At 69.5% G+C, this 23,537-nt stretch carries 22 protein-coding genes; 7 read left to right on the top strand and 15 right to left on the bottom strand.

The genetic code is table 11. The features are described 5' to 3' along the window. Nucleotides 1-6: 6 nt before the first annotated feature. From AC0QTQ_RS12935 to cyoA, 5 genes are all read right to left on the bottom strand, one after another. Nucleotides 7-729 carry an SURF1 family protein gene (locus AC0QTQ_RS12935; protein WP_480256914.1) on the bottom strand — a complete coding sequence of 241 codons (723 nt, stop codon included), beginning with the start codon at nucleotides 727-729 and terminating at the stop codon, nucleotides 7-9. A 67-nt stretch (nucleotides 730-796) separates the two neighbouring features. Continuing rightward, nucleotides 797-1,165, bottom strand: a complete 369-nt coding sequence (gene cyoD / locus AC0QTQ_RS12930) for a cytochrome o ubiquinol oxidase subunit IV (protein WP_480256913.1) — start codon at nucleotides 1,163-1,165, stop codon at nucleotides 797-799. Then, nucleotides 1,165-1,803, bottom strand: a complete 639-nt coding sequence (cyoC, locus tag AC0QTQ_RS12925) for a cytochrome o ubiquinol oxidase subunit III (RefSeq protein ID WP_113900637.1) — start codon at nucleotides 1,801-1,803, stop codon at nucleotides 1,165-1,167. The genes cyoD and cyoC overlap by 1 nt, the downstream gene beginning before the upstream one ends. Then, nucleotides 1,800-3,794, bottom strand: a complete 1,995-nt coding sequence (gene cyoB / locus AC0QTQ_RS12920) for a cytochrome o ubiquinol oxidase subunit I (RefSeq protein ID WP_480256912.1) — start codon at nucleotides 3,792-3,794, stop codon at nucleotides 1,800-1,802. Before cyoB ends, cyoC begins: the two co-directional genes overlap by 4 nt. Beyond that, a complete protein-coding gene (cyoA, locus tag AC0QTQ_RS12915) occupies nucleotides 3,784-4,857 on the bottom strand; it encodes a ubiquinol oxidase subunit II (RefSeq protein WP_480256911.1) in 1,074 nt (357 codons plus the stop codon). Before cyoA ends, cyoB begins: the two co-directional genes overlap by 11 nt. Nucleotides 4,858-5,239: 382 nt before the next feature. Between cyoA and cyoE the strand changes: the two genes are divergently transcribed. Together cyoE and AC0QTQ_RS12905 are read left to right on the top strand one after the other, a co-directional pair. Continuing rightward, nucleotides 5,240-6,187, top strand: a complete 948-nt coding sequence (cyoE, locus tag AC0QTQ_RS12910) for a heme o synthase (RefSeq protein WP_480256910.1) — start codon at nucleotides 5,240-5,242, stop codon at nucleotides 6,185-6,187. A 75-nt stretch (nucleotides 6,188-6,262) separates the two neighbouring features. Further along, nucleotides 6,263-6,871: a GntR family transcriptional regulator gene (locus tag AC0QTQ_RS12905; RefSeq protein WP_121533023.1), complete on the top strand. Its 609-nt coding sequence runs from the start codon at nucleotides 6,263-6,265 to the stop codon at nucleotides 6,869-6,871. Here the strand turns inward: AC0QTQ_RS12905 and AC0QTQ_RS12900 are convergent. From AC0QTQ_RS12900 to bioB, 6 genes are read right to left on the bottom strand one after another with little or no spacing between them, the layout of a single operon-like run. Next, nucleotides 6,850-7,611 (bottom strand): methyltransferase domain-containing protein, encoded by a 762-nt coding sequence (locus AC0QTQ_RS12900; protein ID WP_480256908.1) that lies wholly within the window; start codon nucleotides 7,609-7,611, stop codon nucleotides 6,850-6,852. The genes AC0QTQ_RS12905 and AC0QTQ_RS12900 overlap by 22 nt on opposite strands. Next, nucleotides 7,608-8,222 (bottom strand): pimeloyl-ACP methyl esterase BioG family protein, encoded by a 615-nt coding sequence (locus AC0QTQ_RS12895; protein WP_480256906.1) that lies wholly within the window; start codon nucleotides 8,220-8,222, stop codon nucleotides 7,608-7,610. The genes AC0QTQ_RS12900 and AC0QTQ_RS12895 overlap by 4 nt, the downstream gene beginning before the upstream one ends. Next, entirely contained in the window at nucleotides 8,219-9,505 is a 1,287-nt protein-coding gene (gene bioA / locus AC0QTQ_RS12890; RefSeq protein ID WP_480256905.1) for an adenosylmethionine--8-amino-7-oxononanoate transaminase, read from the bottom strand. The genes AC0QTQ_RS12895 and bioA overlap by 4 nt, the downstream gene beginning before the upstream one ends. Next, complete coding sequence (gene bioD / locus AC0QTQ_RS12885) at nucleotides 9,505-10,134, bottom strand: dethiobiotin synthase (RefSeq protein WP_480256904.1); 630 nt, start codon at nucleotides 10,132-10,134, stop codon at nucleotides 9,505-9,507. The genes bioA and bioD overlap by 1 nt, the downstream gene beginning before the upstream one ends. Beyond that, entirely contained in the window at nucleotides 10,131-11,261 is a 1,131-nt protein-coding gene (locus tag AC0QTQ_RS12880; protein WP_480256902.1) for an aminotransferase class I/II-fold pyridoxal phosphate-dependent enzyme, read from the bottom strand. The genes bioD and AC0QTQ_RS12880 overlap by 4 nt, the downstream gene beginning before the upstream one ends. Further along, nucleotides 11,258-12,262, bottom strand: coding sequence for a biotin synthase BioB (gene bioB / locus AC0QTQ_RS12875; protein ID WP_480256901.1), 1,005 nt, complete (start codon nucleotides 12,260-12,262; stop codon nucleotides 11,258-11,260). Before bioB ends, AC0QTQ_RS12880 begins: the two co-directional genes overlap by 4 nt. Before the next feature lie 317 nt (nucleotides 12,263-12,579). Here bioB and AC0QTQ_RS12870 point away from each other — a divergent pair, with 317 nt between their 5' ends. From AC0QTQ_RS12870 to AC0QTQ_RS12850, 5 genes are all read left to right on the top strand, one after another. Next, nucleotides 12,580-14,364 (top strand): ATP-binding protein, encoded by a 1,785-nt coding sequence (locus AC0QTQ_RS12870; RefSeq protein WP_480256899.1) that lies wholly within the window; start codon nucleotides 12,580-12,582, stop codon nucleotides 14,362-14,364. Further along, nucleotides 14,361-15,680: a sigma-54-dependent transcriptional regulator gene (locus AC0QTQ_RS12865; RefSeq protein WP_480256898.1), complete on the top strand. Its 1,320-nt coding sequence runs from the start codon at nucleotides 14,361-14,363 to the stop codon at nucleotides 15,678-15,680. The genes AC0QTQ_RS12870 and AC0QTQ_RS12865 overlap by 4 nt, the downstream gene beginning before the upstream one ends. Before the next feature lie 212 nt (nucleotides 15,681-15,892). After that, entirely contained in the window at nucleotides 15,893-16,843 is a 951-nt protein-coding gene (locus tag AC0QTQ_RS12860; protein ID WP_480256897.1) for a TAXI family TRAP transporter solute-binding subunit, read from the top strand. 93 nt (nucleotides 16,844-16,936) lie between these two features. Beyond that, complete coding sequence (locus AC0QTQ_RS12855; RefSeq protein ID WP_480256896.1) at nucleotides 16,937-19,039, top strand: TRAP transporter permease; 2,103 nt, start codon at nucleotides 16,937-16,939, stop codon at nucleotides 19,037-19,039. Beyond that, a complete protein-coding gene (locus tag AC0QTQ_RS12850; protein ID WP_480256895.1) occupies nucleotides 19,036-19,407 on the top strand; it encodes a DUF1850 domain-containing protein in 372 nt (123 codons plus the stop codon). Before AC0QTQ_RS12855 ends, AC0QTQ_RS12850 begins: the two co-directional genes overlap by 4 nt. A 3-nt stretch (nucleotides 19,408-19,410) precedes the next feature. Here AC0QTQ_RS12850 and AC0QTQ_RS12845 read toward each other — a convergent pair whose 3' ends face one another. The 4 genes from AC0QTQ_RS12845 to AC0QTQ_RS12830 all read right to left on the bottom strand — a co-directional run bounded on the left by AC0QTQ_RS12845 (nucleotide 19,411) and on the right by AC0QTQ_RS12830 (nucleotide 23,530). Next, on the bottom strand, nucleotides 19,411-21,258 hold the full coding sequence (locus AC0QTQ_RS12845) for an FUSC family protein (RefSeq protein WP_480256894.1): 1,848 nt from the start codon (nucleotides 21,256-21,258) through the stop codon (nucleotides 19,411-19,413). Further along, nucleotides 21,255-21,719 (bottom strand): MarR family winged helix-turn-helix transcriptional regulator, encoded by a 465-nt coding sequence (locus tag AC0QTQ_RS12840; protein ID WP_480256893.1) that lies wholly within the window; start codon nucleotides 21,717-21,719, stop codon nucleotides 21,255-21,257. The genes AC0QTQ_RS12845 and AC0QTQ_RS12840 overlap by 4 nt, the downstream gene beginning before the upstream one ends. Nucleotides 21,720-21,851: 132 nt before the next feature. After that, on the bottom strand, nucleotides 21,852-22,694 hold the full coding sequence (locus tag AC0QTQ_RS12835; protein WP_121533050.1) for a dipeptide ABC transporter ATP-binding protein: 843 nt from the start codon (nucleotides 22,692-22,694) through the stop codon (nucleotides 21,852-21,854). Continuing rightward, nucleotides 22,691-23,530, bottom strand: a complete 840-nt coding sequence (locus AC0QTQ_RS12830; RefSeq protein WP_480256892.1) for an ABC transporter ATP-binding protein — start codon at nucleotides 23,528-23,530, stop codon at nucleotides 22,691-22,693. The genes AC0QTQ_RS12835 and AC0QTQ_RS12830 overlap by 4 nt, the downstream gene beginning before the upstream one ends. Nucleotides 23,531-23,537 lie beyond the last annotated feature (7 nt).

Raw genomic sequence — 23,537 nt, 5'->3', positions numbered from 1 at the left:
AAGGGCTCAGCCGCGGCCGCGCAGCTCGTGCCGGAAGACGAGCCCGGCGCCAAGCGCCACCACCGCGGCGAGCGCGAACCAGGTCAGCGCATAGCTCAGATGGGCGTTGCGGAAGGCCACCACGGTCTGCCCGCCGCGCGGCCAGGCGGCGGGATCGCCGAGCTCGGCATCGACGAAATAGGGCGCGGCCGGGCTCAGGCCCAGCGTCGCGGTGATCGAGCCGATGTCGCGGCGATACCACTTGCGCGCCGCCGGATCGTTCTCGCGCGAGAACAGCCAGCCGCGATCTTCCGAGATCCGCAGCAGGCCGGTCACCGTCACCGGTCCCTCGGGCGTGGTGACCCCGCCGGCACGCGCGATGTCCTCGGGCACGACGCCGCGGTTGACCATCACCACCGTGCCGTCGTCGCGCGCGAGCGGGGTCAGTACCCAGTCGGCCGGGCCGTAATCGGAGGGGGTGTAGATCAGCACGGTCTTGTCGGCGAGGAACTGGCCGGACAGGGTGACACGGCGATACTCGGCGCTTTCGGCGCTGATCCCGGGCCAGTCGGCGGCGCCGGGAGCGGGCACCGGATCGGCATGGATGCGGGCATCGACACGGGCGATCAGGTCGAGCTTCCAGTGCAGGCGCTCGATCTGCCACAGGCCAAGCGCCGAGAAGCCGGCGATGCCGAGGGCGGCAAGAAGGGCGGTCAGGATCAGGCGGGCAGGGCGGCGGGGGCGGGACATCGTCTTTCTCCTCGTGCAAACGGGGCCGGAAGACCGGCCCCGTCGGGGTGCATCACGCAGGCGGGGCTCAGCCCTGCTGCGACTGCAGGTTCATCATGTGATCCATGTCGGGCATCGGCATCATGTTCTCGTTCATGTTGTGCATGACCCAGAGCGAGCCCGCGAGCACGATCACGAGGATGATCACCGAGAAGATCGAGGCGGCGAGCGTCCAGCCTCCCTCGGCCGAGCGGTTCACATGCAGGAAGAACACCAGATGCACGAGGATCTGCACCGCGGCGAGCCCCATGATGAGGCCGATCATCGCGATGCGGCTGATCTGCACCTCGCCCATCACCAGCGCGAAGGGAACGATGGTGAGCAGCGCCGCGAGGGCGAAGCCCGTCATCAGCGTGCCCATGCTGCCGTGGCTGCCGTGTTGCGTATGTGCGCTCATCAGATCAGCCTCACCAGATAGACGAAGGAGAAGACCCCGATCCAGACGAGGTCAAGGAAGTGCCAGAACATGCTGAGCGTCGAGAGCCGCTGCATGTTCGCCGGCACCAGACCGCGCTGGCCGACCTGAACGAGCAGGGTGACCAGCCAGATCAGGCCCGCGGTGACGTGCAGGCCGTGGGTGCCGACAAGCGCGAAGAAGGCCGACAGGAAGGCCGAGCGGTCCGGCCCCGCGCCGATATGCACGAGGTGGCGGAACTCGTAGACTTCCATGCCGATGAAGCCCGCGCCGAAGAGCGCGGTGACCACCAGCCAGGCCATGGTGGCGCCACGCGCGCCGGCCTCGGCCTTCAGCATCGCAAGGCCGAAGGTGACCGACGAGATCAGCAGCAGCGCGGTTTCCACCGCGACGAAGCCGGGCTCGAACAGGTCCTTCGGGCCGGGCCCGCCGGCATAGTTGCCGCCGAGCACCGCATAGGTCGCGAACAGGCAGCCGAAGATGATGCAGTCGCTCATCAGGTAGATCCAGAACCCGATCGCGGTCGGGCTGGAATGGCCGGCGCCGTGGTCATGGTCATGGGCCTGCGCGGCGGCGAGGCCGGGGATCGCCCCGGCCCGGGTGGCGTCGAACGGGGTCATGCCGTCGCTCCTTTCGCTTCGGTCGCGGCAACGGTGGTCGCCGGGATGAAGTAGTCGCGGTTGTAGTTGAAGGTATGGCCGATGCCGATGGCGATCATCGCGAGGAAGGCAAGGCCGGCCAGCCACCAGATGTACCACACCATCGCGAAGCCGAAGGCGAGGGCGAAGGCCGCCAGCAGAACGCCGGTCGCGGTGTTTTTCGGCATGTGGATCGGCGCATAGCTTTCCGCCCAGGTGAAGCCTTCCTGCTTCATCCGCCAGAACTCGTCACGGCCGCGCACATGGATTTCCTGCGGGAAATTGTAGGGCGCGGGCGGCGACTGCATCGCCCATTCGAGGGTGCGGCCGTTCCACGGGTCGTTCCCGCAGGCGAGCTTCTTGCGGTTCAGGATCGAGTAGCCGAAGTTCGCGAAGGTGCAGAGGATGCCGCACAGGATCAGCAGCGCGCCGAAGGCCGCGACGATGAAATAGGGCTGCCAGGCGGCGTCGGCATAGGAGTTCATCCGCCGCGTCACGCCCATCAGGCCAAGCGCGTAGAGCGGCATGAAGGCGAACCAGAAGCCGATGAACCAGAACCAGAAGGTCGCCTTGCCGAGCCGGTCGTCAAGCTTGAAGCCGAAGGCCTTGGGCCACCAGTAGCTGACCGCGGCATAGACCGCGAAGACCACGCCGCCGATGATGACGTTGTGGAAGTGTGCGATCAGGAACAGCGTGTTGTGGAGCTGGAAGTCGACCGGCGGAACCGCCAGCAGGACGCCCGTCATGCCGCCGATGGTGAAGGTCACGAGGAAGCCGATCGTCCACAGCATCGGCACTTCGAGCCGGACCTGGCCCTTGTACATGGTGAACAGCCAGTTGAAGATCTTCACCCCCGTCGGTACCGAGATGATCATCGTGGTGATGCCGAAGAAGGTGTTGACGTTCGCGCCCGAGCCCATGGTGAAGAAGTGGTGCAGCCAGACGACGAAGCTCAGCACCATGATGCAGGCGGTCGCATAGACCATCGCCTTGTAGCCGAAGAGCGGCTTGCCCGAGAAGGTCGCGACGATCTCCGAGAAGATGCCGAAGCAGGGGATGATCAGGATATAGACTTCCGGGTGGCCCCAGATCCAGATCAGGTTGATGTACATCATCGCATTGCCACCAAAGTCATTGGTGAAGAAATGCGTGCCGAGATAGCGGTCGAGGGTCAGCAGCGCGAGCGAGGCGGTCAGCACCGGGAAGGCCGCGACGATCAGCACGTTGGTGCACAGCGTCGTCCAGGTGAAGACCGACATGTCCATCAGCTTCATCCCCGGCGCGCGCATCTTCAGGATGGTGGCGATCAGGTTGATGCCGGAGAGCGTCGTGCCGACGCCCGCGATCTGCAGCGACCACAGGTAATAGTCCATGCCCGGCCCGGTCGAATAGGCGGCGCCCGAGAGCGGCGGGAAGGCCAGCCAGCCGACGCGCCCGAACTCGCCCACGAAGAGCGAGATGTTCACGAGGAGCGCGCCCGCCACCGTCATCCAGAACGAGAAGTTGTTCAGGAACGGGAAGGCCACGTCGCGCGCGCCGATCTGCGCCGGCATCACATAGTTCATGATCCCGGTCACGAAGGCCATGGCGACGAAGAAGATCATGATCACGCCATGGGCGGTGAAGACCTGGTCGAAGTGGTGCGGCGGCAGATAGCCCGTCGCGCCGCCCGCAGCCATCGCCTGCTGCGCGCGCATCATCAGCGCATCGGCAAAGCCGCGCACCATCATGATGAAGCCGAGCACCATGTACATGATGCCGATCTTCTTGTGGTCGACCGAGGTGACCCAGTCGCGCCACAGCGGCATCCACAGCCGGAAATAGGTCATCAGCGCCAGGACGGCGAGGCCGCCGAGCGCGACGCCCGCGAAGGTGCCGATCAGGATCGGCTCGTGATAGGGAATCCAGTCGAGGGTCAGCCGCCCGAAGATCGGGGAGATCACCTCGCCGGCGTTTGCAACTTCAGTTGACATGGATCGCAGCCTCCGTGCGGCCGGTGCCGCAGATCAGGTCGGGGTTGGTCAGGAAGGCCTCGTGGAAAGCCTTCGGTTCGGGTGCGGGCAGGTCGAGCGGATTGCCGAAACCGTCGATCGCGCGGGCGCGGTCATAGTCGTAGGCGGGCGCGTTCGCGATGCCGTTCAGCCCGCCGCCGCCCATCTTGTCCTGCATCATCATGTCGCCGACGCAGACCTTGCCGGCCTCGACGCAGAGCCCGACGATGCGGGCGAACAGCCCGTCCTCGACCGAGCCGTAATGGCGCACCGGTTCGGCGATGGTCGGCCGCTCGAGCGCCAGATAGGTGTCGCGGGTCAGCGCCTCGGGGCTGGCCTTGGCGGCCGCGACCCAGGCGTTGAAGTCGTCGTCGCTCATCGCGCGGGTGTCGAAGGTCATCTGCGAGAAGCCCGGGCCCGAGTAATGCGCCGAACGGCCGGCGAAGGTGCCGGGATTGTCGGCGATCAGGTGCAGCTGGGTCTCCATCCCGGCCATGGCATAGACCATGCCGCCAAGCGCGGGGATCGAGAGCGTGTTCATCACCGTCGAGGAGCTGATCCGGAAGTTCACCGGCCGGCCGGCGGGAATGGCCAGCTCGTTCACCGAGGCGACGCCGAGCTCGGGATAGATGAACAGCCATTTCCAGTCGAGCGAGACGGCCTCGACCTCGACCGGGGTGCCGGCGTTCAGCGCGCTCAGGTCGCGATAGGGATCGAGCCGGTGGGTGTAGATCCAGGTCACCGCGCCAAGTGCGAGGATGATCAGGATCGGCACGCCCCAGACCACCACCTCGAGCTTGTTCGAATGGGTGAAGGTGGGATCGTAATCGGTGCTGTCGGGGCGGTCGGCGCGATATCGCAGCGGGAAGTAGACCGCCATGAACAGCACCGGCACGATCACGATCAGCATCAGCAGCGTCGCGATGACCAGAAGGTTGCGCTCTTGTCCTGCGACCCAGCCCTGGGGCGACAGAACGTCGAACTGGCAGCCGGAAAGCGCGAATGCGCCAGCCGTCGCCAGCAGGAGTTTCGGTGATCTGAGCAAGTCTTGCCTCTTGAGCTTGTCCGGGCGCGGCTGCGGGCCGGGGAGGCGGGCAGGCCGGGCGCGTTTGCGCTATCGGGCTAGGGCGCGATGCGACAATATGCGCCGCGACATTCTGTCGCACGGTCTTGAAACCCCAATATTGAGAAAAATCCTCGCGCATTCGTGACCGTGTGTGAGCGGCCGCGTGCGGCGGAAATGGGCCGATGCCCGGGTTTTGTGCGCGTGGGGGCAGAACTCCGGCCGCTCCGAGTCGGATCGCGCAGCTGCGCACGCTTGCGTGAGCAAGGCACCGCCGACGCCCCTGCGCCTTGCCCCGATGCGCCGCCCTGTCATATCAAGCCCCGACTCCCGTCCGTTGCGGGACCAGCAGGGGCAAGAGGACATGAGGACGCAGCAGATCGCCGATCCGACCCTCGCCGAGGGGCAGCCGGGCCCGCGCGCGGGCGATTACATCGTGCTGCTGAAGCCGCGGGTGATGTCGCTTGTCGTGTTCACCGCGCTCGTCGGCATGCTGGTCGCGCCGGGTCACCTTGATCCGCTGCGCGCCGCGATGGCGATTGCCTGCATCGCGGTGGGCGGCGGTGCCTCGGGCGCGCTGAACATGTGGTGGGATGCCGACATCGACGCCAAGATGAAGCGCACCGCCGGCCGGCCGATCCCGGCGGGCCGCGTGGCCGCACGCGAGGCTCTGGCGATCGGGCTGGCGCTGTCGGTGCTGTCGGTCGGGCTTCTGGCGGTGGTGGCGAATGGCATCGCCGCGGCGCTGCTGGCCTTCACCATCTTCTTCTATGTGGTGATCTATTCGATCTGGCTGAAGCGCTCGACGCCGCAGAACATCGTGATCGGCGGTGCTGCCGGGGCCTTCCCTCCGATGATCGGCTGGGCGGTGGCGACGGGCGGCGTCTCGCTCGAAAGCCTCCTGATGTTCGCGCTGGTCTTCATGTGGACGCCGCCGCATTTCTGGGCGCTGGCGCTCTTCGTCAAGTCGGACTACGGCCGCGCCGGCATCCCGATGCTGACCGAGACGCATGGCCGCCGCGTCACGCGCAACCACATCCTCGGCTACACCCTGCTGCTGATCCCGACCTCGCTTTCGCTCGGGCTGACCGCGATCGGCGGGCCGGTCTATCTGACCGTGGCGGCGGGGCTGAACCTGCGCTTCCTCGCCGGCGCCTGGCGGGTCTTCCGCCGGCCCGAGTCTGCTGCCGAGGCCGATGGCCAGGCCGCCGAGAAGCGGCTGTTCCGGCTGTCGCTCTCCTATCTCTTCCTGCATTTCTGCGCGCTTCTGGCCGAGGCGGCACTGCATGGCGCGGGGCTCGCCCGCTGGTAGACGGTTGGCATCGGGGCGCGGGCCGGTCTAAATGCCCCTGAGCCCCGGGGTCGGGGCACAGCGCCGGGGCCGCCGATGACCGAGACACGCCAGCCCAGTTCCGCCCGCATCGCCGAGGAGCTGATCTTCCGCATCATCCGCGGCGAGCTGATCGCCGGCGAGCGGCTGCGTCAGGACCATATCGCCGAGGAATTCGGCACCAGCCACGTGCCGGTGCGCGAGGCCTTCCTGCGGCTGATCGGCAAGGGGCTGGCGGTGAGCGAGCCCAATCGCGGCGTGCGCGTCGCGCCGCTCGACCCCGCCGCGCAGCGCGAGCTGCGGGCGATGCGCGGCGTGCTCGAACCGCTGGCGCTGCGCCATTCGGTGCCGCATCTGAGTCCGGTGCAGATCGCCGAGGCCGAGGCCGCGCGGCGCCTTTGCGACGCGGCGCAGAACATCTTCGACTGGGAAGAGGCGAACCGCGCCTTTCACAGCGCCACCTATGCCGGCTGCGGCATGCCGCGGCTGCAAGAAGAGGTGGCGAACCTGCAACTGCTCGCCGCGCGCTATCAGCTGGTGCATTACAAGGAACGCTGGCGGCCGCGCATCGACCCAGACCATCACGCGATCATGGCGGCGATCCGGCGCCGCGATCCGAAGGCCGCGGGCGCGGTGCTGGAACGTCACCTGTCGCGGATGAGCTGAGACGCGCGCCGCGCGACCAGCCAGCTTGCGGCATAGGTCAGCGGCACGCCCTCGGTCGTGGCAAAGCGGTCCTCGTAGGCGTGCAGGAACCGCAGCAGTGCGCCACGCGAGCGGATCTGCCCGGCGCGTGCATTCACCCCGGTCGCGCGCAGATGCTGCAACACCGCAAGCGCGCTGTCGAACTGCAGCGTGATCGGCCAGTCTCCCTCGCCCGCGACCTGCCAGCCCGCGGGCAGAAGCGCGGCAAGCTCGGCCCCGCTCAGGCAGGACGGTGCGCCCGCGCAGCTGCCAAGCGCGCGCAGTTCGGGGAAATGGTCGGGGCCGAAGCCCGAGAGCGCCAGGAACCCGCCCGGCGCCACCGCCCCCGCCAGCCGCGCGACGACCGCGCCCGGGTCTTCGAGCCACTGGATCATCGAGGAGGAGGCGACGAGGTCGAGCGTTCCGGGCAGCGCGATCTGCGCGATGTCGCCGGGCAGCGCCACGGCGCGGGGCAGGGCGGGGGGCGTCGTGCTGAGGTCGTTGAGCCAGAGCCGCTCGGGCGCGAGGGTGCTCAGATGCCGGCTCAGATGGCCGGTGCCGCAACCCGCCTCGAGCACGCGGGCGAACCGTTTCGGCCCGGCGGCGGCGCGCAGTGCGGCAAACAGGCGGGTGGCGATCTCGCACTGTGCAAGGGCGGCACCGTGATAGCTGTCCGCGCCGCGGGCAAAGCTGTGCGCGACGCGCGGGGTGAGGGGGGTCATGCCAGTGCCTCCGCCCAGGTTTGCCAGCCGGCGAAGGGGTTGTGGCCGGTCTCGGTCCAGCGCAGCCGCGAGGTCTGCCCTTCCCAGGCAAGCGCCAGCGCCTCGGGGGTAAAGATCCGGTCGCGGCGGGCAAGAGTGATCCGGTCGAAGGCGGGCACCGGCGCGGGCAGGCGCGCGGCGACGGCATGCAGTTCGTCGCGCAGCGCGGCGATGTCGGGGGCGGGCACGGGCGCACCGGCGCGGCGGGCAAAGCGGGCAAGGCTTGCCTCCGACAGCCCCTCGGCCGTGGCGCGCAACACCCCGGGCGCGATGCCGCGGCGCGCGTCGCAGGGGAAGGGCGAGCCGCAGACGGCATGGAGTTGCACGGGCGGGCGGGTCAGTTGCGCGAGCACCGCGCCCGCCGCCGCGACGCCGAAGGAATAGGCGACGAGGGTGACGCGGTCATAGCCCGCCGTTACCGCGTCGTGCCAGTCGAGGGCGCGATAATCGCTCAGCACCAGCACGTCGGCCGCGGTTCCAAGGTGCCGGAAGGGCTCGGCCCCGACCGCCCATCCGCCAAGGACCAGCAGCAGATCGGCCCGGCCCACGCGGCTCAGCCACTCGGCTCTCATGTCGCCTCCCGCGCGATGGCGACCATCGCGGTGGTGATGCGCGAGACGTCCTCGGGCCCGGTGACAAAGGGCGGCATGGTGTAGAGAAGCCGCCCGAAGGGGCGCAGCCAGACCCCGGCCTCGCGGCAGAACCCATGCACCTGCGCGCCATCGAGGGCCGCGCGCATCTCGATCACCCCGATCGCGCCGAGGGTGCGGACGTCGGCCACCCCGGGCAGGTCGCGGGCGGGGGCAAGCTCGCGGGCAAGCTGCGCCCCGATCCGGGCAACGGCGCCCTGCCAGTCGGTCTCGGCCAGCAGATCGAGGCTTGCGCAGGCCGCCGCACAGGCGAGCGGGTTCGCCATGAAGGTCGGCCCGTGCATCAGCACCCCGGGCTCGCCGGCCGAGATCTCGGCTGCGATTGCTGTGCTGGCGACGGTGACGGCTAGGCTCAGCATGCCGCCGGTCAGGGCCTTGCCCAGACACAGGATGTCGGGCGTGACCCCGGCGTGCTCCATCGCGAACATCCGCCCGGTGCGGCCAAAGCCGGTGGCGATCTCGTCGAAGATCAGGATCACCCCGTGCCGGTCGCACAGCGCGCGCAGCCCGCGCAGGAAGGCGGGGTGGTAGAACCGCATCCCGCCCGCGCCCTGCACCACGGGTTCGAGGATGAAGCCCGCGATCTCGGCCCCCTTTTCCTCGAAGAGCGCGGCCACCGCGCCAAGCCCGTTTCGGGCCGGGTCCTCGGGCCAGTCGGCGCCGAAGGCCACCGGCGGGGCTGGGGTGAAATGCTGCACCGCCAGCGCCGCGCCGAAATGGCCGTGCATGCCGGTGACCGGGTCGCACAGGCTCATCGCGGACCACGTGTCACCGTGATAGCCGCCGCGCACCGTGGCAAAGCGGGTGCGGCCACGGGCGCCGCGCGCGTGCTGTGCCTGCACCGCCATCTTCAGCGCCACCTCGACCGCGACCGAGCCGCTGTCGCAGCAAAAGATCCGGTCGAGCCCCGGCGGCAGCAGCGCCACCAGCCGCGCCGCCAGCCCGATCGCCGCGTCATGCGTCAGCCCGCCGAACATCACATGCGGCAGGCTGTGCAGTTGCGCCTCGAGCGCCGCGACCAGCCGCGGGTGGCGGTGGCCATGCGCCGCGCACCACCATGACGACATCGCGTCGATCATCCGCGTGCCGTCGTCGAGGGTGAGCCAGATCTCCTCGGCTTCGCGCACCCGGTGCACGGGTTGCGGCGCGGCCATCGAGGTGTAGGGGTGCCACAGGTGGCTGCGGTCGATCGCCAGCGGGTCCATCACCACACCTCGTGCAGCGGCGAGAGATCGAGCCCGGCGAAGGCCGCGGCGAGGGTGGCGGGCGTGAGCGGGTCGAGCCGCGGCAGGCGGCCGAGCGTCGCGACCCGGCCGATCTCGCAGATCACCGACTGGGTGTCGGCGACCTCTTCGCCCAGAAACACCACGCCGGCGACGCGCACGCCGCGCGCCCGCAGCGCCTCGATCGACAAAAGCGTGTGGTTGATCGTGCCAAGGGCGGTGCGCGCGGCGAGGATCACCGGCGCGCCCCAGCCGGCGATGACGTCGAGGAAGAGGCTGCGGCGGGTCAGCGGCACCATCAGCCCGCCCGCGCCCTCGACCACCAGCGGCCCCGCGCCCGCGGGCAGGGCGAGGCGGGCGGGGTCGATCTCCACCCCCTCGCATTCGGCCGACAGATGCGGCGAGGCGGGCAGGTGCAGCCGATAGGCCTCGGGCAGCACGGGGCGGCCGGAAAGCCGCGCAACGGTGTCGCTGTCGGTCGGGCCGTCAAGGCCCGATTGCACGGGTTTCCAATAGCTTGCCTGCAGTGCGGCGGTCAGGCCCGCGCTGAACACGGTCTTGCCGATATCGGTATCGGTGCCGGTGACGACGACAGTTTCGGGGCGGCTCATGATTGGCTCCTGAGCTGGGCGAGGGTTTCGAACAGGGCGGTGATCTCGGCCGGGCCCACTGCTCCGGTAAGCGAGAGGCGCAGCCGCGCCGTGCCGCGCGGCACGGTCGGCGGGCGGATCGCGCGGACGTCGAAGCCGCGCGCCTGAAGGGCCGCGGCGCGGGCGAGGGCGCGGCCGTCCTCGCCCTCGATCACCGGCAGGATCTGGCTGGCGGCGGGGGGCAGGCCGCACAGCCGCGTGGCCTCGGCCCCGGCATGGGCAATGCGCGCCTGCGCCGCCGCCTGAAGCTCGGGGTGTTCGGCAAGGCCGCGCAGCGCCGCGCGCAGGATCGCGGCGGTCAGTGGCGCGGGGGCGGTCGCGAAGATGAAGGGGCGGGCGCGGTTCACCAGCGTCTCGATCAGCACCCGCTCGGCGCAGATCAGCGCGCCCGAAGCGCCAAGCCCCTTGCCGCCGGTGTGCAGCGTGACAAGCGCAACGTCGCTCAGCCCATGCGCAAGCCCCGCGCCATGCGGGCCGAAGACGCCGGTCGCATGCGCCTCGTCGACCACCAGCACCGCGTCATGGGCGCGGGCGAGGGTGGCAAGATCGGCGAGGGGCGCAAGGTCGCCCTCCATCGAATAGACGCTCTCGACCGCGATCCAGACCCGGCCGGAGCCACCCGCGCGCCGCCATGCGGCGATCTGCGCGGCCGCGTCGGTCACGTCGTTATGGGCGAAGGCGCGGGTCTCGGCGCGGCCAAGGCGCATCCCCTCATGCGCGCTCGCGTGCACCAGCGCATCGTGCAGGATCAGGTCGCCCTGCATCGGCAGCGTGGCAAAGATCGCCTGGTTCGCCTGAAAGCCGCCGCCCATGAACAGCGCCGCCTCGGCCCCGAAGAAGGCCGCGGCTTCGGCCTCCAGTGCCTCGTGCTCGGGATCGTTGCCGCGCAACAGACGCGAACCGCCGGCGCCGATCGCCACGCCACGGGCCAGCGCCGCGGTGGCGGCCTCGCGCAGCAGGGGGGAGGCCGCAAGGCCCAGATAGTCGTTCGAGGCGAAATCGAGCCCCCGCGCCGGCGCCAGCCCCCGGCCCCGGCCGCGCGCGGCCAGCGCGTGCAGCGCCGCGGCGTGGCGGGGAAAGGCGCTCATGCCGCGCATCCGCCGCAGCAGCCGGTGCCGCAGCTGCCGTCGGGCGTCGCCTCGATCTCGACCTCGGGGCCGGTCTCGGCGGCCAGGCCGAGCTTGGCGAAGAGCGCCGCGTCACGGTCCTCGCCGGGGTTGCCGGCGGTGAGCAGCCGCTCGCCCACGAAGATCGAATTCGCCCCGGCGAAGAAACACATCGCCTGCAGCTCGTCGCTCATCTCGCTGCGCCCGGCAGAGAGGCGGACATAGGAGCGCGGCATCAGGATGCGGGCGGTGGCGATGGTGCGCACCAACTCGATCGGGTCGAGCCGTGGCGCCGCGGCCAGGGGCGTGCCCTCCATCGGCATCAGCATGTTGACCGGCACCGATTGCGGCGGCTCGGGCAGATTGGCGAGCGTCTCGAGCATCGAGATCCGGTCCGCGGCGGTCTCGCCCAGCCCCAGAATGCCGCCTGAGCACACCGAGATCCCCGCCGCGCGCACCGCCTCGAGCGTGTCGAGCCGGTCGCGGAAACTGCGGGTGGTGATGATTTCGGGGTAGAAGCGTTCCGAGGTGTCGATGTTGTGGTTGTAGTAATCGAGCCCCGCGCCGCGCAGCCGCACCGCCTGGTCGCCCGACAGCATGCCAAGCGTCATGCAGGTCTCGAGCCCGAGCGCCTTGACGCCGCGGATCATCGCCTCGACCGCGGGCATGTCGCGCTCCTTCGGCGAGCGCCAGGCGGCGCCCATGCAATAGCGCGTGGCGCCCGCGGCCTTCGCCCGGCGCGCCTCGGCCAGCACCCGCTCGACCTCCATCAACTTCGAGGCCGACAGCTCCGACCCGTTGCGCGCCGATTGCGAACAATAGGAGCAATCCTCGGGACAGCCACCGGTCTTGATCGAGACGAGCATCGAGCATTGCACCCGGTTCGGGTCGAACTGCGCGCGGTGCACGGTTTGCGCCTCGAACAGAAGGTCCATCAGCGGCTGGTGGTAGATCTCGGCGGCGGGGCGAGTCTTAAGGCTCATGCGCATCCTCCCTGCGGGTCTGTGGCGTCGATTATTGATAGCGATGCTGACTTTCCGGATTCATCCGTAAAATAATCTATGATTTTGCCGGATGTGGCTTGCGGGACGGCGGCGGTAAGGCCGGAAGATCCGCCGGAACTTGCGAAGTTCCTGAATTTTCGTTCAGAAAATATGCGTGAAAAAATTATCTATGATTTTACCTGAGGGCGCGGATGCCCGGCGATCTCCGGCCGCTGTGCCGCCGCGCAGCGGGCCGGCGGCTTGCACCCCGGGTGGCAAGCGGGCAAAGCTCGGGCGAGAGCGAAGGAGCCCGCCCCGTGATCCGCAGACCGGCCGGTGAAACACAGCACGCCCTGATCGCCGCCGCGGTGGTGGTGACGCTGGCCGCCTCGGGCGGCGCCTTCGTCGCCACCCGCGAGACGGCGCTGGCGGCCCTCGATCAGGAACTCGCCGACCGGCTGACGGTGACGCGCTATGCCGTCGTCTCCGAGATCGAGCGCTATCGTTACCTGCCCTCGGTCGTCGGGCAGGATGCGCGCATCCTGCGGCTGCTCGATGGCGGCGACGCGCGGGCGGCGGACGAGGCGAATGCCTATCTGCAGACCGTGCGCGACCTGTCGCATGTCGACGAGCTGTTCCTGCTCGACGCCTCGGGGCGCACGGTCGCAACCTCGAACTGGAACACGCCGGACAGTTTCCTGGGCCAGGTCTATGCCTTCCGCCCCTATTTCCGCGAGGCGCTGACGAGCGGCGAGGGGCGCTATTACGCGGTCGGCGTCACCACCGGCAAGCCGGGCTATTTCCTCTCGGTGCGGATCGGGCCGGCGGCGCATCCGATCGGCGTGGCCGTGGTGAAGATCGAGATGGCCTCGCTCGAGAGCACCTGGGTGCGGGCGAACGAGGCAGTGGGGCTCGCCGATGGCTTGGGCATCGTCTTCCTCGCCGGGCGGCGCGACTGGCGCTATCGCCCGCTGCATGCGCTTTCCGATGCGGCGGTGGCACAGCTTGTGGCCGAGCGCCGCTATGAGGGGCTCGGCGTGGCGACGAGCGCGCCGCTGATCGAGGGCGGGCGGCTTGTCGCGGGGGGCGAGCGGCTGCGGCTGGCGGGGCTGGGCCTCGAGCCCGACGGCTGGCAGGTGCTGGCGGCCGCGCCCGAGGCGCCGGCGACCGCCACCGCCTGGCTGGTCGCGGCGATGACGGCGCTTGGCGGGGCGCTTTTGTCGGGCGCGGGCCTGTTCTGGCGCCAGCGCCGGCAGATCGTGCGGATGCGGCTCGAGCAGGCCGATGTGCTGGAGCGTCGGGTGGCCGAGCGCACCGAGGATCTCGCGCGCGAGGTCGAGGAGCGTCGCCGCGCCGAGGAGGAGCTGCGCCGCACCCATGAAAGTCTTGTGCATGCGGCGAAGCTGGCGGTTCTCGGGCGGATGTCCTCGACCATCGTGCACGAGGTGAGCCAGCCGCTCTCGGCGCTCGACAACACCCTTGCCGCGGCCGAGCTGCATCTGGCGGCCGGCGCGCAGGCGAAGGCGGAGAAGAGCCTTGCCTCGGCGCGCGGGCTGTTGCGGCGGATGCAGGAGATGGTGCGCAGTCTCAAACGCTTTGGCGCCCGCACCCGGCCCGAGCCCGCCGCGCCGGTCAGCGTGGCGGCCGCGCTCGACACCGCGCTCGAGGTGCTGGCGCCGCGGCTGCGCGAACTGGCCGTGCCGGTCACGGCGGATCTGCCCGCCGATCTGCCGCCCGTCGCCGGCAACCCCGGCCAGTTGCAGCAGGTGCTGACCAACCTCGTGCTGAACGCGGCCGAGGCGACGGCGGGGGTAGGGGGCACCGCCCCCGTCACCCTGAGCGCCGAGGTGGGGGCGGGGCGGCTGACCCTGATCCTTGCCGACCGCGGCCCCGGCATCCCCGAGGAGCTGCGCGACAAGGTCTTCGAGCCCTTCTTCACCACCCGCGTCACCGGCGAGGGGCTGGGCCTTGGCCTTGCCATCGTGCGCACGATCCTCGATCACATGGGGGCGGGGTTCAGCTTTCGGGCGCGGCCGGGCGGCGGCACGCTCACCGTGCTCGAGCTGCCGCTCTTCGCGCCCCGGGACGGAGGACAGCCATGACGCGCGGCACCATCGCCTTCATCGACGACGAGCCGCGGCTGTGCGAGGCGGCGGCCGACTGGCTTGAGGCCTCGGGCTTTGCCGTCGCCACCTTCACCGACCCGCACAAGGCGCTGGCCGCGATCGACCCGGCGGCGACCGATTGCGTGGTGACCGACCTGCGTATGCCCGGGATCGAGGGGCGCGATGTGCTGCGCCATCTGCGCGCGGCCGATCCCGACCTGCCGGTGATCCTGCTGTCGGGCCATGGCGATGTGCCGGTCGCGGTCGAGGTGATGCGCGAGGGCGCGCATGACTTCATCGAGAAACCCTATGTCGCCGAGCATCTGGTGGCAGCGATCGACCGCGCCGTCGAGCTGCGCCGGATGCGGCGCGAGGTGCGCGCGGCGCGCTGGTCCGAGATCGCCTCGGTGCGGCTGGAATCGCGGCTCGCGGGCGTCTCGCCGGCGATGGCGGCGTGTCGCGAGGCGGTGCGGGTGCTGGCCGATCTGCCGGTCGACCTGCTGATCCGCGGCGAGCCGGGGGTGGGCAAGGAAGAGATCGCGCGGGCGATGCACGACTTCGGCCGCCGCGCCCGCCGCCCCTTCGTGGTGATCGATTGCGCGCCGCGCCCCGAACAGGCCTTCGAGGCCGAGCTTCTGGGCCACGAGCGCGGCTTCGTCGCCGGCACCACCGCGGTGCGGGTCGGCAAGCTGGAACATGCGAACGGCGGCACCGTCTTCTTCGACGGTATCGAGCGGCTGAGCCCGGCGCTGCAGGCGCGGTTGCTGCGCGTGCTGCAGGACCGCACGATCGAGCGCATCGGCTCGAACGCGCCGCGCCCCGTCGACATCCGGGTGATCGCCGCGACCCATGCCGAGATGGGGGCGGAGATCGCCGCCGGCCGGTTCCGCGCCGACCTCTATCACCGGCTGACGGCGATCGACCTCGCGGTGCCGCCGCTGCGCGAGCGGCGCGAGGACATCGCGCTGCTGTTCACCCGTTTCGTCGAGGACGCGGCCGAGCGCTTCGGCCGGCCGGTGCCGGTGCTGCTTGATGCCGATCTGCGGCTTCTCGAGGGGCAGGACTGGCCGGGCAACGCGGCCGAGCTGAAGGCCGCGGCTGAGCGCCATGTCCTCGGCCTGCGCCTGCCGGTCGCCGCCCCGATCCCCGAGGCCGGCACCCTGCCCGAGCGCGTCGCGCGCTTCGAGGCGGAGGCGATCGCCGAGGCGCTTCGCCTGCATGACGGGCGCTCTTCGGAGGCGGCGGAAATGCTGGGCATCCCGCGCCGGACGCTGAACGAAAAGATCGCGAAATACGGATTGCGGGCGGATTGAGGTGGGCGGAAATCCGCCCGTAGACTCATCTCTGGCGATTTGTTGCCCGTTTTGACGGTGGCGATCACATTTCTCTCCCGGAAAAGTGACGCAAAATCAGCCGATTGCATCATTGTGACGAATTCATTGCCGGGGCGCGAAATTTCTTTGCGCGACGGATGCGCTCGGTCAGGCTTTCGCCCATCGAAGCCACTGCAAGGGGAGGAAATCGCATGATCGGTTTCAAGGCCAAGGTCTTTTCCGCCGCGATGACGGCAGCCGCGCTGATCGCGCCGGCGGCGCAGGCGGAATTCATCAACATCGCCACCGGCGGCACCTCGGGTGTCTATTATCCGCTCGGCGTGGCGCTGTCGGAGATCTACGGCGAGAACATCTCGGGCGCGCGCACCCAGGTGCAGGCGACCAAGGCCTCGGTCGAGAACCTGAACCTGCTCGGCGCGAAGAAGGCGGAGCTCGCCTTCGCGCTTGGCGACTCGGTCAAGGCGGGCTGGGAAGGCAATGCCGAGGCGGGCTTCCCGAAGCCGCTGACCGATCTGCGCGCGCTCGCCGCGATCTATCCGAACTACATCCAGATCGTCGCCGAGAAGGATTCGGGCATCAAGACGATCTACGACCTGAAGGGCAAGACGCTCTCGGTCGGCGCGCCGGCCTCGGGCACCGAGCTCAACGCGCGCGAGATCTTCAAGGCGGCGGGGATGAGCTATGACGACCTCGGCAAGGTCGAATACCTGCCCTATGCGGAATCGGCCGAGCTGATCAAGAACCGCCAGCTGCAGGCAACGCTGCAGTCCTCGGGCCTGGGCGTCGCCTTCATCAAGGACCTCGCCTCGACCCATGACATCACCATCGTCGCGATCCCGAAGGAAGTCGTCGAGAAGATCGGCGCCCCCTATGTGCCGGCGGTGATCCCGGCGGGCACCTATCAGGGCCAGACCGAGGACATCCCGACCGCGGCCGTGGGCAATATCCTTGTCACCCGCGCGGGCGTCAGCGACGAGACCGCCTATCAGATGACCAAGCTGCTGTTCGAGAACCTGACCAAGCTCGAGGCGGCGCATTCGGCGGCGAAGAACATCAAGCTCGAGAACGCGGTTTCGGGCCTCTCGATCCCGCTGCACCCCGGTTCCGAGCGCTATTACCGCGAAGTCGGTCTGATCAAGTAAACCGGGCAGGACCGGACCCCCGGGCGGCGCGGCCGCCCGGACCTTCGGGCGCCCTCGGCGCCCGCTTTTCCCTTGCCCAGCCGGAGACCCCTGATGTCCGCATCCCAATCCATCCATGACACTACACAGCCCGAGCACGAAGAGGCGCTCGAGGGGCTGCCGCCCGGCTTCGGCGAGGGGCTGAGCGGCAAGATCGCGTTCTGGATCGCCTTCGTCTTCTCGCTGTTCCAGCTTTTCGTTGCCGCCTATGGCACCTTGCCGAGCCAGATCCTGCGGGCGCTGCACGTCGGCTTCCTCGTGCTTCTGGGCTGCGTCCTCATCTCGAACCTGGTGATGAAGACGAAGCTCGGCAAGATCTGGTACTGGATCGTCGGCCTCGCGGGCTTCGCGACCGGCATCTACAACTGGATCTTCTACACCGACATCATCCAGCGCACCGGCTATCTGACGACGGCCGACCTCGTCACCGGCACGGTGCTGATCGTCGTCGTCTTCATCGCCTCGCGCCAGCTGATGGGCTGGCCGCTGGCGATCATCGCCTCGCTGTTCCTGGCCTATGCCGCCTTCGGCGAATATGCGCCGGGCGTGTTCCAGACCCGCGGCTATGACTTCGCCCAGCTGGTCGAGAACTTCTCCTTCGGCACCGAAGGGATCTACGGCACGCCGATCTATGTCAGCAGCTCCTACATCTTCATCTTCGTCGTCTTCGCGGCCTTCCTCGAGCGGGCGGGGATGCTGAACCTGTTCAACGACTTCGCGCTTGGCCTCGTGGGCCATCTGCGCGGCGGCCCGGCGCAGGTCGCGGTGCTGTCCTCGGCGCTGATGGGCACGATCTCGGGCTCGGGCGTGGCGAATGTCGTGGCCTCGGGTCAGTTCACCATCCCGCTGATGAAGAAATTCGGCTTCCGCTCGGCCTTTGCCGGCGGCGTCGAGGCCACCGCCTCGATGGGCGGGCAGATCATGCCGCCGGTGATGGGCGCCGTCGCCTTCATCATGGCCGAGACCCTGAACGTGCCCTATGCCGCGATCGTCAAGGCGGCGATCATCCCGGCGATGCTCTATTTCGGCGTGGTGTTCTGGATGGTCTATCTGGAAGCCGGCCGGATGGGCCTCAAGGGCATGTCGAAGGCCGAACTGCCGAACCCCTGGACCGCGGTGAAGGAACAGTGGCCGCTGGTGCTGCCGCTTGCGGCGCTCGTCTACCTGCTCTTCGCGGGCTATACGCCGATCTTCGCGGGCACCATGGGCCTTGGCCTGGTCGTCGTGCTGATCCTCGGCACGCCGCTGGCCGCGCTGATCGGGCCCACCGCCTTCCGCGTGGTGTTCTGGCTGGCGCTCGGCCTCGGCTGCGCCTCCTTCCTCGAGTTCGGGGTGAAGGCGCTCTTCGCGGTGATCGCGGCGCTCGTCATCGTGACGATCCCGTTCAAGGGCGCGCGGCACACCCTCGCCATCGTGCGTGACGCGCTGGCGCAAGGCGCGCGCAACGCGCTGCCCGTCGGCATGGCCTGCGCCATCGTCGGCATTGTCATCGGCACGCTGACGCTGACCGGCATCGCCTCCACCTTCATCGGGGCGATCATCCAGATCGGGCACAACAACCTGTTCCTGTCGCTGGTGCTGACGATGCTCACCTGCCTGGTCCTCGGCATGGGCATCCCGACGATCCCGAACTACATCATCACCTCGTCGCTTGCCGGCCCCGCGCTGCTGGAACTCGGCGTGCCGCTGATCGTCAGCCACATGTTCGTCTTCTACTTCGGCATCATGGCCGACCTGACGCCGCCTGTGGCGCTGGCCTGCTTTGCCGCCGGGCCGATCGCCAAGTCCTCGGGGCTGAAGATCTCGCTGCAGGCGATCCGGATGGCGGCGGCGGGCTTCATCGTGCCGTTCATGGCGGTCTTCACCCCCTCGCTGATGCTGCAGGACGGTGGTGCGATGGCGCAGATGCTCGGCTATCCGGTCGAGGTCGCCTATGTCGTGGCGAAGACGGTGATCGCGATCGCGCTCTGGGGCCTTGCGGTGGTGGGCTATCTGAACATGCCGCTGCGCTGGTACGAGCGGGTGCTCGCGTTCGCCGGTGGCGTGTCGCTGATCGTGGCGCTGCCGATCTCGGACGAGATCGGGTTCGGCATCACGGTGCTGGTGGCGGTGCTGCTCTGGCTGCGCGGGCGCAAGGCTGCCCCCGCTGCGGCATGACGCTGTGCATCCTCGCTGGCGGCAAGGCGCTTGCCCTTGCCGTCGGCACCTTCACCCTGAGCTGGACCCATTCGGTCCAGCACACCACCTGGTGGGAACGCTGGGAGGTCACGGGCGCCGGGCTGCGCCCGGTCGAGGCCCGGGTGACGAGCGCGGGGGCGGGCATGGAAGCGCCGCCCGATGCGATCCTCGAATCCGACGGCTGGCACTATTTCCCGAAATTGCCGCTGCAGCGCGAGGTCTTCCTTGCCGCTTCGGGCGCCACGCTCGGCGGCTGGACGCTCTGCGCCGAGGGCAGCTGCCGCGAGATCGGCACGTCCGAGGGCGCGCCGATCCGGCTCTGGGTCGCGCCCGGCTGCGACGGCTGAGGCTCAGGCCGCGCGGCCGGTGACGGCGGGGGCGGTGATCTGCGCCGCCGCCTCGGCGAAAAGCGTGGCATCCGCCCCGCTCAGCCGCGCGCCAAGCCGGGCCAGCGCCGCGCTGCTGTGCCCGGGATCGGCCGGGAACCGTGCCAGTCGTGCCAGCACCGCCCGCGCCGCCCGCGCCGCGGGCACGCCCGAGGCCTCGATCTCATGCGCGCGCATCGTCGCCTGACCAAGGCCCAGAAGCGCCAGGCCGATCTCCATCGCCTCGCCGCTTGCCCGGGCCGAGCGCCCCGACAGCCGCACCAGCCGCAGCACCCGGTGATAGAGCCGCGCCCGCCACACCTGCCGGTGGCTGAGCGCCTGCGGATCGGCAGCCAGATCGCCAAGGTCGCGCCGCATCATCGCGATCAGCGTCTCCTGCCGGCGCCGCAGGCTCGTCGGATAGACGAAGCGATAGGCGATCATCGCCACCACCGGCCCGGCCAGAACCGCAAGCCCCGCCGCCAGCGAGGCGTTGAGGCTGCCGCTCAGCGGCCAGTGCGGCTGCAGCATCAGCATCAGCACCATGTTGTAGTCGAAGCTTGCCCCCACGGTGCGGCGATGACCGACGAAGAGCGGCCCGATCAGGATGAAGGGCAGCGTCGAGAGGATCATCTGCAGCTCGCTGCCGGCCAGGGGCCACGCGAGCCAGCGACAGGCAAGCGCACCGATCACGCCGAGGATCTGGCCGTAGAAGACGTTGCGCATCTGTGCGGTGGGGTTCTCGAAGCTCGAGAACAGCGACAGCATCACCGACAGGCCAAGCAGCATGTAGGCGCCTGCGCCCCAGCCGGTGAGCTGCCAGATCGCGCCGAAGAGCAACAGCCCGCCAAAGGCGCGCAGCCCCGCCTCGCGCGCGCCGATCCAGTCGCGGTGCAGCACGACGGGCAGGGCGGTCTCGGTCGGCGGGGTTTCGGGGCGCAGCCAGCCGTGCAGGGCGGCGGCGAGGGGCGCGAGGGTCTCGGCCAGGTCGGGTCGGCCGGCGCAGGCGCGGGTCAGCGCCTCGGCCGCGGCCTCGGGGGCATCGGCGCGCAGCAGCTGCGCCGCGCGCATCAGCTCGGCCGCGACGGCGGCGGGCAGGGTCTCGGCGGTGCGCCGCCACAAGAGCAGCGCCATCGCCGCGATCAGCACCGCGCGCACCGCCCGCACGTCGCGCCGCGAGCGGAACGAGCCCGCGCCATGCGGGTCGAGCCCGTCCTCGATCGCCGACATCTCGGCCAGAAGGGCCGGCGCGCGCTCGTCGCTTGCGGGCGTCGCCGCGGCCTCGAGCAGGTCGGCGACCAGCGCGGCGAGGCGCGCGCGCAGCGCGCCGCGAGCGGCCGGCGGCGCGAAGAAGGCGCCGACCACCATCGCGGTGACGACACCCGTCAGCACCGTCGCGAAGCGGTCCGCGCCAAGGTGCAGCACCTGATCGGGGTGCGCGGCATCGAGCAGCGACACCATCGCCGCGGTATAGCCCGCAAGCACCGTGCCATAGGCGACAAAGCCGCGCTGCAGGTTGCCGATCGCGGTGCACAGCCCGACCCAGAGCGCAAGCCCGAGGACCAGGAGCGCCGGGTGGATCTCCATCGCCAGCACCAGCGCGATGCCGGCGAGCGTGCCGCTGATCGTGCCGGCGACGCGGAAGAAGCCCTTTTCCAGCAGCTGCCCGCGCGTCGGTTGCGAGGCGGCCCAGACCGCCATCGCCGACCATTGCGGATGTTCGAGCCCGAGCGCCCAGCCGATGACGAAGGCGATGCAGGCGGCGACCGCGGTGCGCCCGGCAAAGGCGGTGCGGGCGGCGTCGAAGCCATAGCGTTCGAGGGTGGCGGTCATTTCGAGGTCTCCCGGTCGAGCATGGCCTCGGTGCGGGCCTTGATCCGTTCCATCGCATCGAGCATCCGGCCGATCTCGGCCTCCTCGACATCGGCGAGCAGCTCGGTCTCGATCCGGCCGAGCTCGGTCAGGATGCGCTCGACCTCGGCGCGGCCGGCCTCGGTCAGCAGCAGCCGGCGGGCGCGGCGGTCGGCCGGGTCGACCTGACGCTCGACGAAACCGCGCTCGGCGAGCAGGTCGATCAGCCGCACCAGGCTCGAGCCGTCAAGCCCCACGCGCGCGGCCAGCTCGGTCTGGCTGATGCCGTCGCCGTGGCGGGCAAGGTTGACGAGCGGCGCCCAGGTGGCGTCGCTGAGCCCGGCCTCGGCCAGGCGCAGGTCCAGCACGCGCCGCCAGGCACGGCCGAGCGAGACGAAGAGGTATCCGAAGCGGAGGCGGGGGGAATCGGGCTCGATGCGCATCGGCTGCCTGTGCCTCAAAATGATTTGCATTGCAAACTATTTTGGGGGCAAGCGATGTGGTCGGGGCCGGAACGGGCAGGGGCCGGGCATCGCTGCCCGGCCCCCTTCGGGTTTCCGTCCTGGCCGCAGGCCTCAGCGTGCGGCGAGCAGTGCCTTGCGGCGCTCGACCCGGGCGCGGATCGCGGCGATGTCGGTGACCGGCGTCGCGGCAAACAGCTGCTGGGTGTAGGGGTGGCGCGGGTTCGAGAAGATCTCGTCGCGCGTGCCCTGTTCCACCACGTCGCCCTTGTGCATCACCATCACGTCGTCGGCGATGTAGCGCACCACCGACAGGTCATGGCTGATGAAGACATAGGTCAGGCCGAATTCTTCCTGCAGATCGGCGAGCAGGTTCAGCACCTGCGCCTGCACCGACAGGTCGAGCGCCGAGACCGGCTCGTCGAGCACCAGAAGCGCCGGGTTCAGCATCAGCGCGCGGGCGATGGCGATGCGCTGCCGCTGCCCGCCCGAGAACATGTGCGGGTAGCGGTTGAAATGCTCGGGCGCGAGGCCGACCTTGACCAGCATCGCCTCGGCGCGGGCGCGCCGCTCGGCCGCAGGCAGCGTGGTGTTCAGCAGCAAGGGCTCCATCAGCACGTCGCCGATCTTCTGGCGCGGGTTGAGGCTGCCATAGGGGTTCTGGAACACCATCTGCACCTTCGATCGCAGGGCATGGTCAGGCTTGCGCCGCGCGATGTCGACCGCCTCGCCGGCGATCTTCAGCACGCCGCCCGACTGGTGGTCGATCAGCGCGATGATCCGCGCGAGCGTCGACTTGCCGGAGCCCGACTCGCCCACGATGGCCAGGGTCTTGCCCTTTTCCACCGCGAAGGAGGCGCCCTTGACCGCGCGCAGCGTCCGGGCCTTGCCGAACATGCCGCCCGGGATCAGGTAGTCCTGGGTGAGGGCCACGCCCTCGACGACGATCTCGGTCATTGCACGCCCTCCGCACCGAAGAAGTCCGACACCGTGGGCAGCCGGTCGCCCGTGGCGTTCTCGGGCAGCGCCGAGAGCAGCGCCCGGGTATAGGCGCTTTGCGGTGCCTCGAAGAGGGTGAGCACGTCGGCCTCCTCCATCTTCCGGCCCTTGTACTGCACCACGACCCGGTCGGCGGTTTCCGCCACCACGCCCATGTCATGGGTGATGAGGATCAGCGCCATGCCGTAATCCTCCTGCAGCTTCATCAGCAGGTCGAGGATCTGCTTCTGGATCGTCACGTCGAGCGCGGTGGTCGGCTCGTCGGCGATCAGCAGGCGCGGGTTGGTGGCGATCGCCATCGCGATCATCACGCGCTGGCACTGGCCGCCCGACATCTGGTGCGGGTAGGCGTGGATCTTCACCTCGGGTTCCGGGATGCCGACGGCACGGAAGAGTTCGAGCGCGCGTTCATGCGCCGCGTGCCGCTTGAGGCCGAGGTTCAGCCGCAGCACCTCCTCGATCTGGAAGCCGACGCTGAAGGAGGGGTTGAGCGACGCGATCGGCTCCTGGAAGATCATCGTGATCTCGCGGCCGATGACCTGGCGGCGCTCGGCCGGGGTCATGTGCAGCAGGTCGTGGCCGTCGAAGGTCATCTCGTCGGCGGTGACGGTGGCGGTGTCGGGCAGAAGCCCCATCATCGCCAGCATCGAGACCGACTTGCCCGAGCCGGATTCGCCGACGATCGCCAGCACCTCGCGGGCATCGACGCGCACGTCGATGCCGTCGACGGCGGTGAAGCTGCCGGTCGAGGTGGCGAAGCGGACGGTGAGGTTGCGGATGGTCAGGAGTGCCATGGAGACC

This window comes from Paenirhodobacter sp. YD-8, from assembly GCF_056590935.1.
The sequence above is the reverse complement of the archived record's forward strand: the minus strand, read 5'-3'. Positions and strand labels throughout refer to the sequence as shown.

Bases quoted from the DNA above. Each gene is read 5' to 3' on its own strand.
- AC0QTQ_RS12895 (WP_480256906.1), bottom strand. From the start codon at position 8,222: ATGAGAGCCGAGTGGCTGAGCCGCGTGGGCCGGGCCGATCTGCTGCTG.
- AC0QTQ_RS12840 (WP_480256893.1), bottom strand. From the start codon at position 21,719: ATGCGCATCGAGCCCGATTCCCCCCGCCTCCGCTTCGGATACCTCTTC.
- AC0QTQ_RS12860 (WP_480256897.1), top strand. From the start codon at position 15,893: ATGATCGGTTTCAAGGCCAAGGTCTTTTCCGCCGCGATGACGGCAGCC.
- AC0QTQ_RS12855 (WP_480256896.1), top strand. From the start codon at position 16,937: ATGTCCGCATCCCAATCCATCCATGACACTACACAGCCCGAGCACGAA.
- cyoC (WP_113900637.1), bottom strand. From the start codon at position 1,803: ATGACCCCGTTCGACGCCACCCGGGCCGGGGCGATCCCCGGCCTCGCC.
- AC0QTQ_RS12835 (WP_121533050.1), bottom strand. From the start codon at position 22,694: ATGACCGAGATCGTCGTCGAGGGCGTGGCCCTCACCCAGGACTACCTG.
- bioB (WP_480256901.1), bottom strand. From the start codon at position 12,262: ATGAGCCTTAAGACTCGCCCCGCCGCCGAGATCTACCACCAGCCGCTG.
- cyoD (WP_480256913.1), bottom strand. From the start codon at position 1,165: ATGAGCGCACATACGCAACACGGCAGCCACGGCAGCATGGGCACGCTG.
- cyoE (WP_480256910.1), top strand. From the start codon at position 5,240: ATGAGGACGCAGCAGATCGCCGATCCGACCCTCGCCGAGGGGCAGCCG.
- AC0QTQ_RS12905 (WP_121533023.1), top strand. From the start codon at position 6,263: ATGACCGAGACACGCCAGCCCAGTTCCGCCCGCATCGCCGAGGAGCTG.
- AC0QTQ_RS12880 (WP_480256902.1), bottom strand. From the start codon at position 11,261: ATGAGCGCCTTTCCCCGCCACGCCGCGGCGCTGCACGCGCTGGCCGCG.
- AC0QTQ_RS12845 (WP_480256894.1), bottom strand. From the start codon at position 21,258: ATGACCGCCACCCTCGAACGCTATGGCTTCGACGCCGCCCGCACCGCC.
- AC0QTQ_RS12865 (WP_480256898.1), top strand. From the start codon at position 14,361: ATGACGCGCGGCACCATCGCCTTCATCGACGACGAGCCGCGGCTGTGC.
- AC0QTQ_RS12850 (WP_480256895.1), top strand. From the start codon at position 19,036: ATGACGCTGTGCATCCTCGCTGGCGGCAAGGCGCTTGCCCTTGCCGTC.
- AC0QTQ_RS12900 (WP_480256908.1), bottom strand. From the start codon at position 7,611: ATGACCCCCCTCACCCCGCGCGTCGCGCACAGCTTTGCCCGCGGCGCG.
- cyoB (WP_480256912.1), bottom strand. From the start codon at position 3,794: ATGTCAACTGAAGTTGCAAACGCCGGCGAGGTGATCTCCCCGATCTTC.
- bioA (WP_480256905.1), bottom strand. From the start codon at position 9,505: ATGGACCCGCTGGCGATCGACCGCAGCCACCTGTGGCACCCCTACACC.
- bioD (WP_480256904.1), bottom strand. From the start codon at position 10,134: ATGAGCCGCCCCGAAACTGTCGTCGTCACCGGCACCGATACCGATATC.
- AC0QTQ_RS12935 (WP_480256914.1), bottom strand. From the start codon at position 729: ATGTCCCGCCCCCGCCGCCCTGCCCGCCTGATCCTGACCGCCCTTCTT.
- AC0QTQ_RS12830 (WP_480256892.1), bottom strand. From the start codon at position 23,530: ATGGCACTCCTGACCATCCGCAACCTCACCGTCCGCTTCGCCACCTCG.